Source organism: Leisingera sp. ANG59 (assembly GCF_013317235.1).
Classification (GTDB): domain Bacteria; phylum Pseudomonadota; class Alphaproteobacteria; order Rhodobacterales; family Rhodobacteraceae; genus Leisingera.
The window spans coordinates 1-8,070 of the sequence record NZ_WLCM01000080.1 but is presented as its reverse complement, the minus strand read 5'-3'; the positions used below and the strand labels follow the sequence as shown (position 1 = coordinate 8,070).

The 8,070-nt window shown below is 63.3% G+C and carries 6 protein-coding genes; all 6 read right to left on the bottom strand.

Annotated features, from left to right (window positions below; translation table 11 throughout):
• Positions 1 to 990, bottom strand: a 990-nt coding sequence (locus GKC28_RS25580; protein WP_174149762.1) for an aromatic amino acid lyase, incomplete at its 3' end; no start/stop codon positions are given.
• Entirely contained in the window at positions 987 to 2,195 is a 1,209-nt protein-coding gene (gene hutI / locus GKC28_RS25575) for an imidazolonepropionase (protein WP_174149761.1), read from the bottom strand. The genes hutI and GKC28_RS25580, both read right to left, overlap by 4 nt.
• 103 nt (positions 2,196 to 2,298) lie before the next feature.
• Positions 2,299 to 3,624 carry an MFS transporter gene (locus GKC28_RS25570; RefSeq protein ID WP_174149760.1) on the bottom strand — a complete coding sequence of 442 codons (1,326 nt, stop codon included), beginning with the start codon at positions 3,622 to 3,624 and terminating at the stop codon, positions 2,299 to 2,301.
• A 380-nt stretch (positions 3,625 to 4,004) separates the two neighbouring features.
• Positions 4,005 to 5,147 carry a plasmid replication protein RepC gene (gene repC / locus GKC28_RS25565; protein ID WP_174149759.1) on the bottom strand — a complete coding sequence of 381 codons (1,143 nt, stop codon included), beginning with the start codon at positions 5,145 to 5,147 and terminating at the stop codon, positions 4,005 to 4,007.
• A 181-nt stretch (positions 5,148 to 5,328) separates the two neighbouring features.
• Entirely contained in the window at positions 5,329 to 6,303 is a 975-nt protein-coding gene (gene repB, locus GKC28_RS25560) for a plasmid partitioning protein RepB (protein ID WP_174149758.1), read from the bottom strand.
• Positions 6,303 to 7,478, bottom strand: coding sequence for a plasmid partitioning protein RepA (gene repA, locus GKC28_RS25555; RefSeq protein WP_174149757.1), 1,176 nt, complete (start codon positions 7,476 to 7,478; stop codon positions 6,303 to 6,305). Before repA ends, repB begins: the two co-directional genes overlap by 1 nt.
• Between the last annotated feature and the right edge of the window lie 592 nt (positions 7,479 to 8,070).

Here is an 8,070-nt window from a genome sequence, read left to right as displayed (position 1 = left end):
TACGTGGGCTTTGCCGCCGGAGACGATGCGGCCTTCATTCACCAGCACCAGCGGATTATCAGTGACGGCGTTGGCTTCGATCTCCAGCGTCTTGGCAGCCATCCGCAGCACGTCCAGCGCCGCGCCCACCACCTGCGGCTGGCAGCGGATGCAATAGGGATCCTGCACGCGGGTGTCGCCCTCGCGGTGGCTCTCGCGGATTTCCGATCCGTCCATGATATCGCGCATCTGCTGCGCCACATCAATCTGCCCGGCATGGCCGCGCAGCGTGTGAATGTCAGCGATCAGCGGTGCAGTGGACCCCATGATGGCGTCGGTGCTCAGCGAGGCAATCGCCATCGAGGCCTCAGCCATGCGCCAGGCGTCAAACAGCCCACCCAGCGCGCAGGCGGTGGAGAACTGGGTGCCGTTGATCAGCCCGAGGCCTTCCTTGGGGCCCAGCACAATAGGCTCTAACCCAGCCTTTTTGAGGGCTTTGGCGCTGGACATGCGGGTGCCTTCGAACGTGGCCTCCCCTGACCCGATCATCGCCGCCGCCATATGCGCCAGCGGCGCCAGGTCGCCAGAGGCGCCGACCGAGCCCTGCGACGGGATCACCGGCACCACGCCGCGCGCCAGCATCTGTTCGATCTGTTCGATCACCAGCCAGCGCACGCCCGACGCGCCGCGGCCCATCGACAGCAGTTTCAGCGTCATCATCAACCGGGTCTTGTCCTCCGGCAGCGCCTCCCCTACCCCGCAGCAGTGGCTGAGGATCAGGTTGCGCTGCAGGGTGGCGGTGTCAGCCGGCGCGATCTTGGTTGAGGCCAGCTTGCCGAAACCGGTGTTGATGCCATAGACGGCTTCCTCACCCGCAGCGGCTTCTGCCACCATTTTCGCGGCGGCCTCCACCGGTTCACGCGCCGAAGACGCCAACTTGGCCGGGGTCAGGTTGCGGTAGATATCTTCCAGCGTGGACAGCGTCACGGTGCCGGGGATCATCTCGATCATCGTTTTCCCTCATAGATACGGGTGTAAAGCGGGTTGAAGCCGATGCGGTAGGCGAGCTCTCCGGGCGTCTCCACGTCCCAGACCGCCAGATCGGCGCGCATACCTGCGGCAATCTGGCCGCGGTCCGTCAGCCCCAGTGCGCGGGCCGCATTGCAGGTGATACCTGCCAGTGCCTCCTCGGGCGTCATGCGGAACAGGGTGCAGCCCATGTTCATGGTCAGCAGCAGGGAGGTCAGCGGCGAGGAGCCGGGGTTGCAGTCAGTGGCCAGCGCCATCGGCACGCCGTGGGCGCGGAAGTGTTCAATTGGCGGCATCTGCGTTTCGCGGATGGTGTAGAAGGCACCCGGCAGGATCACCGCAACAGAACCGGATGCGGCCATCGCCTTGGCATCGTCCTCTGTGGCGTATTCCACGTGATCGACTGACAACGCGCCGTACTGTGCCGCCAGTGCAGTGCCGCCCTGGTGGCTCAGCTGCTCGGCGTGCAGTTTCACCGGCAGCCCCAGCTCCTGCGCCGCCTTGAACACCCGTTCGATCTGGGCAGGCGCAAAGGCGATGTTTTCGCAGAAGCCGTCGACTGCATCCACCAGCCCCTCCGCATGGGCGGCGCGCAGGGCAGGTATGCAGACCTCGTCGATGTAGTCGTCGTCGCGGCCCTTGTATTCGCCGGGCGTGGCATGGGCGCCAAGGAAGGTGGTTTTCACCGTCACCCGGCGCAGTTCACCGAGGCGGCGGGCAGCGCGCAGCATGTTCAGCTCGGTTGCCAGGTCCAGCCCGTAGCCGGATTTCACCTCCACCACCGTGGCGCCTTCCGCGATCAGCGCATCCAGGCGTGGCAGCGCGCCCTGCACCAGGTCCTCCAGCGTGGCCTCACGGGTGGCCGAAACGGTGGAGACGATGCCGCCCCCTGCCCTCGCGACTTCCTCATACGTGGCGCCATTCAGCCGCATCTCGAACTCCATTGCCCGGTTGCCGCCAAAGACGATATGGGTGTGGCAGTCGATCAGACCTGGTGTCACCAGCCGGCCATCCAGATCAATATGCTTCCAGGGAAAGTTGTCAGCTGACAATTCCTGGCGCGGCCCGGCCCAGACGATTTTTCCGTCCGACACCGCCACCGCGCCGTCTTCAATCAGCCCGTAAGGCGTGTCCGTTCCGGCCATCGTGGCCAGCCGGGCGCCTGTCAGAACATAGTTTCCCGTCACGGAATCCCCCCGAGTCGCTTCATTACCGGATTGGCAATAAGCTACTCATTTAGGCGATTATGTCTAGTCATAAAATGAATAAGCTGCGACTTGGCCAGGGGCACTAGATCCCTTCTTTCCGCGGAACCCGGGGGTGCAAATCGTCGATGATGATCGGATGCGCGTGCGGGTGGCCGCCCTGAAGATGCGGGTGGTCCGGCGGCAGCTCCGGGTGGCTGTGCGCAACCGGGGATGCGCTGTCGCGGGGCCACAGATGCCCCGCCGCGATCAGACCCGCGGCGGCCAGCAGCGCCAGGACCAGCATCGCCGCACCCGCCCCCCAGGCCGCCATCAGCCAGGCCGACAGCGGATAGAAGACCAGCCAGCAGGCGTGCGACAGGGTGAACTGTGCGGCAAAGATCGCAGGCCGGTCCGCCGCGTGGGCGGAGCGCGCCAGCAGCCGCCCTGAGGGCGTCAGCACCGCGGAGTAACCGAGACCAATCACGAACCAGGCGATTGCCAGCCGTGCAAATCCCAGCGGCTGCGCCAGCGTTGCCAGCGCCAGCAAACCCAGCGCTGCACTCCCCAGTGCGCCGCCTGCCAGCATGACTCTGCGGTCCGGGACACGCTCCAGCAGCCGTGGCAGCAGCATTGCCGACAGCATTGAACCGCCACCGAAACAGGCCAGCGCCAGCGCCACTGCGCTTTCCCCCTGTCCCAGCCCGGCGCGCACCAGCACCACCGTGTTGACCAGCACCATCGCCGCCATTGCCGAAACTACCCAGTTCATCGCCAGCAGCCCGCGCAGCCGCGGGGTGCGCAGATAGTTGCGGATGCCGCGGGTGGTGCGCTGCCAGATCGGACGCGGTGCCTTGGGCGCTGGCGACGGCAAGGCGATGGAAACGAGCAGCAAGGCAGAGGAGGCAAACCCCGCCGCGGTGCCCCAGAACAGTGTCGAGGAGCTGACCAGAACCAGCAGCGCCGCGGCCAGCATCGGGCTGATGAGGCTTTCCAGCTCATAAGCCATCCGCGACAGCGACAGCGCCTGGGTGTAATCCCTTTCCTCCGTCAGCACGTCGGGGATCGAGGCCTGGAAGGCAGGCGTGAACCCGGCTGATGCGGATTGCAGCACGAAGATCAGCACGTAGACCTGCCAGACCTCCGTTACAAACGGCAGGCAAACAGCAACCGACATCCGCACCATGTCCAGAGCGATCAGCATCCTGCGCCGGTCCACCTGTTCCGCCCAGGCGGCGGCGATCGGGGCAACGGTGACATAGGCCACCATCTTGATTGTCAGCGCGGTGCCAAGAACCACACCTGCGCGCTCCCCGGCCAGATCAAAGGCCAGAAGGCCAAGCGCCACTGTCGCAAGGCCGGTGCCGCTGAGCGCCACGATCTGGGCCAGGAACAGATGCCGGTAGGTCCGGTTTTTCAGGATGGAAATCATAGGCGGCAAGATCCTTGAGCTGGATTGTCTCCCGCCACTTTGGTCCTCTGCCGGGGAGGAAGGCAATGGTTCAAATTGCCGGGTTGCCAGGCCCAGAGATGAAAATTGTCAGCTGACAATTTTCCGGCGTCGCATCCAATGAGGCCCTGTTTCCGGTGTTTGTCGGCCGGGTTGCTGCGTCATGGCCGGATGCTGTTGGGTGCGGGTTCGGGGTATTTCAACCCGGTGCAGGATGCAGAATTGTCAGCCGACAATTTCAAACCAGCCCAATCGCATCGGTCCTGCCATTCCGGGAAATCCGCCGCAGCCTTCAAACCACGAAAGACCCGGCCAGACCGTACACAGGCTTGCCCGCCGATACCGCAAGCGGCAGAAAATTGTCAGCTGGCAATTTCCGCCCGGTTCCCCGCCTGCAGCAGTGCGTTCAGCATCGGAGCCGTGGAAAACTGGCCCGCACGCGCCTTCTGGGCCAAGCGTCTGAGGTAAGCGCCGGGGCTGCGAATGGACCCGAGTTTCTCCAGCATGCACATGACAGCCGTTGCCGCCTCCTTGCGGCCCATGGCGGCGCGTGCGTCGCTCAGAACCGGCATCTCGATCCCCATCATCGGTGACAGGGTTTCCGCAATCCGGTCCGCATCCTGCCAGTTGCGCAGCGCACCAGGGTAGTAGGTTTGCACTTCGGGGCAGGCACGCAGAACCTTGGCCAGATCATTGCCTTTCTCTGCCGCGCTGTCCTTCGCATCTGAATGCTGGGGTTGAGGGCAGGGCGCTTTGGCCTGCGCCTCTTCAGAGTCAGAATCTTTTTTTACTGAATCCTGTATGTGCCGCTCATTTTGGCTGTCAGGGACGCTCAGTTTGGGTGCGGGCAAAGCGGAAACTTGGGGAGCGGCATCCGGTTTCCGGCTGGCAATTTCTGTGCGCAGGGTTTCGGCCATCGTGGTCAGCTCTGTCTCGCAGGGTTTGCGGCGCAGGAGTTTGCGGGCGGCGTCCAGCAGTGTCTCTGCCGTTTGGTCAGCCAAGTCCAGCAACTCCTGCCGCAGCACGGCAACCCGGTCGCGCAGCACCGCCAGATGCGCGGCACGCTCTTGCGCCTCCAATGCGGTTCCGAAGATCTGGGCGGCGTGGCGGGCGAGGGGAGAGAGATCGAAGCCGAAAGCCATTGCGGTGTCCTCGCCAACCCGGCGTGCGTAGCGTTTGCGGTTGGGGCTGTTCTTCCGGCTGACAATCCCGATGCGGGTCAACGCAGCCAAATGGCGGCGCAGGGTGCTTTCGGGCATCCCGTTCAGCCGCTCCATCAGTTTGCGGTTCGAGGGGAACACGATGGCGCTGCCTGGTTCCGCAGGCAGGGCGCGGTCCGGGAAGAACGTCAGCAGCGCCTTCAAGACGCCTAGGGTGCGGTGGCTCAGTTCAAATTCCGCGGCGGCGTGCGTCAGCGCAGCCAGAAGGTCCCACTTGTCGTGAGTACCCGCCAGCCGGCCGCACGGATCCTGCCGCCCAAATGCGATTTGGGACGCCTGTTCCATGATTTTTTCACGAAAGACAAAAAATACCCGCCCCTGTGCGGCGCACAGAGTTGACACTGACGAGTCTGAGAGGCTATTCCAAAGGTGCTAAATCTGAGAACGGCCTTCTGGGATGTAATGTCCTGGGGGGCTTTTCTTTTGCCTGTTTACGTGCCTCCTGTCCTGTTTTCTCTGCTCTTGCTCAGTCTTCCGGCTGCTCGGGCTGGTCTTTTTGCCAGCGGCCGTGAAGCTCTGCCATGATCGCTTCCGCGTTTTCGTCGAACCAGGCATCAAAGCCAGGCGCGTGCTTGCCGGAGATCGTTAGGGTGATGCCCTTGGCGGTTGTCTTGATGCCTGCGACCTCGGCCCCGTTGCTGCCGGGCAGGGCGCGGGTTTTCGGCGGGGCAGGGGCCGGTTTCACCTCCTGGGGGGTGTTCCGGGCATGTGCCAAAACCGCCTCGAACCGGCCGTCGGAGTCAAAGGTGGTGAAATCGGGCCGGTTTGTCCTGGTGATCGCCCGGGACCGCGCCGAGGGATCCTGGAACAGCTTGACCAGCAGCATCCAGCGGTCGCGGCCGATGCCCGGCGCCGATCCGATCGCCCGCAGGAAGGGCAGGTCAAACGCCGTGCCGACCTTCAGCATCCGCGACACCATCGGCAGGTCGATCGACAGCGCCGCTGCAATTGTCGGCCGGTCATAGCCGTCATTCTGCAGCTGTGCCGCAAAGGATGCCTTCTCGATGAAGCTGAGGTCCAGGCGGGAGGTGTTCTCCTGCCCCTGCGCCATCACCAGCGCGTGGTCGTCCAGCTGCCGCACCATCGCCTTTACGGGCAGCCCCAGCTCGCGCAGGGCCATCAGGCGGCGGCGGCCATAGACGATCTCGAACCGCCCCGGCGCCTTGGGGTGCGGGCGCAGCAGCACCGGCACCTGCTGGCCGTAGGTCCGCAGGCTGTCCACCAGCTGGATATGCGGGGCGCCATCGCCGCCCAAACGGTCCTCATACCCGGCGTCGTCGATCAGCGCCGGGTCGATCTCCTGCACCGCGCTTTCCTGCAGCTTGCTGAGCGAGGATTGCAGCGCCCCGACCGCGCCGCGCGGCATCATCTTGGGTTTCGGCCCGCCAGCGGATGCTGCGGGGCTGCTGAGTGCCGTGCTGAGAATGCCTTTGCGTGCCATCAACGCCTCCATGCCTGTTGAAGGAGCGATTCTATTTCATCGTTAACTTGATTCAGTGAATCGACCGCACGGTCATAGGTTGACCTGTGAAACTGGGATCTTTCGACCTCGTAGACCGTCTGCTGGGTCAGCCCCGCATCGGAAATCGCGGTGGATTTCAGCATCGGGGCGACCATGACCTCCTCGCCGAACAATTGCCGCAGGAATGCAACCACTTGTTGCTGCGGGCCGTCATTCGGCTCGTACCTGTTGATCAGGAAGCGCAGAAAATCGAACTCCAGCGTGGCGCCCGCGTTGGAAACCACGTCCAGCAGCTCGGCTGACATCTGCAGGAACTGCGACATCGAGGCGATGTCGAGCATGTTCGGCACCACGGTGATGATCACGCCCGTCGAGGCGCAGAGCGCCGACATGGTGAGATAGCCCAGCTGCGGCGGGCAGTCGAAGATGATGACGTCGTAATCACTCTCAACCTCCTCCAGCGCCGCGGCCATGCGCGAGAAGAACGCGGGCTGCACGTTGTTGATCAGCGCCTGCGGGGTCTCATGCTCGAATTCCTGCAGGATCAGCCCGCCCGGCGCCAGGTCCAGATTGGCGAAATAGGTCTCCTGGATGATGTCGCGCAGGGGCAGGGGGTCTTCATAGCGGATTGCGTCATAAATCGTCCCTGTTTCAAGGAAATCGACCTCCGGCTGGTAGCCGAAAAGCGTCGTCAGGGAGGCCTGCGGGTCGATGTCCACCGCCAGCACCCGGTAGCCCTTGAGCGCCAGCCGCTGCGCGGTGTGGATCGACGATGTGGTCTTGCCCGAGCCGCCCTTGAAGTTCAGGAACGACAGCACCTGAACCTTGTCGCCTTCGCGGCGGCCGCGCAGGTAGGTGCCGGGGGTCTTGGCCGCGGCATCCAGGATCTTGCGCATCTCCATCAGGTCAGCGGCGGAATAGTGGCGGCGGCCGCCCGGCGTGGTGTGCACCTCGGGGAATTTGCCGTCAAAATGCAGCTTGCGCAGGAAGCTGGGGGAGATCCCCAGCATCTCTGCCGCCTCGCCGGCGCTGAACAGGCGCAATTCCTTCCTTGCATCCGGCGCGAAACTGGCCAGCATGTGGCTGTTGAGGGCCGCACTGAGGTTCTCCGCGTTCTCGCGGATACGCTGATTGATGTGGAGTGCTACTGCCACCTGCTGCCCTCTCGATAGTAACGCTGTTTTGCGTCAGCGCTTTATTTATCGTTTCTATACGCAATGCGAACGCAGTTGTGCAATAGATTCCTTCAGTTAGAGGTTGCAGACGGGCTTGCGGGTTCCCCGCCTTGCATGGTGTATTTCGGATGAAATTACCGCAAGCTATTGAAATTACAAGGAGTGTGATCCTTCGGACGAGGTTTCACGGCCTGTGGATAATTTTTCGCTGCGGTATGCATGATGCGCAGGATCGGCGCGGCCGACGAGTCGCTAAGGCAGGGAGATTCCCGGAAAATCTGCAGGTTTAGGGTCTATTTGCATGTTCTGCGCCTTGTGCGGGATCAACGGGTCCTTCTCTATTCGGCGTTCTTTGGTCAAGCGCCATCGAGCAGTCATTCGCGGCAGGACTTCAGGTCTTTCGCGGGCCCTTGCTTCTCTTCGGGATCGGCACGCTGGCCCTCCCATCATGGGATTAGAAGAGTGAAGCGGTCCAATCTGACTCGCGGCCTGGCAGCCATGATGCTGCCGGAACTGGACCCATTGCGAACTCGCCTCACCCATCGTCCCGCGAAGGACGTCTTCCCACCTG

Bases quoted from the DNA above. Each gene is read 5' to 3' on its own strand.
- GKC28_RS25570 (WP_174149760.1), bottom strand. From the start codon at position 3,624: ATGATTTCCATCCTGAAAAACCGGACCTACCGGCATCTGTTCCTGGCC.
- repC (WP_174149759.1), bottom strand. From the start codon at position 5,147: ATGGAACAGGCGTCCCAAATCGCATTTGGGCGGCAGGATCCGTGCGGC.
- repB (WP_174149758.1), bottom strand. From the start codon at position 6,303: ATGGCACGCAAAGGCATTCTCAGCACGGCACTCAGCAGCCCCGCAGCA.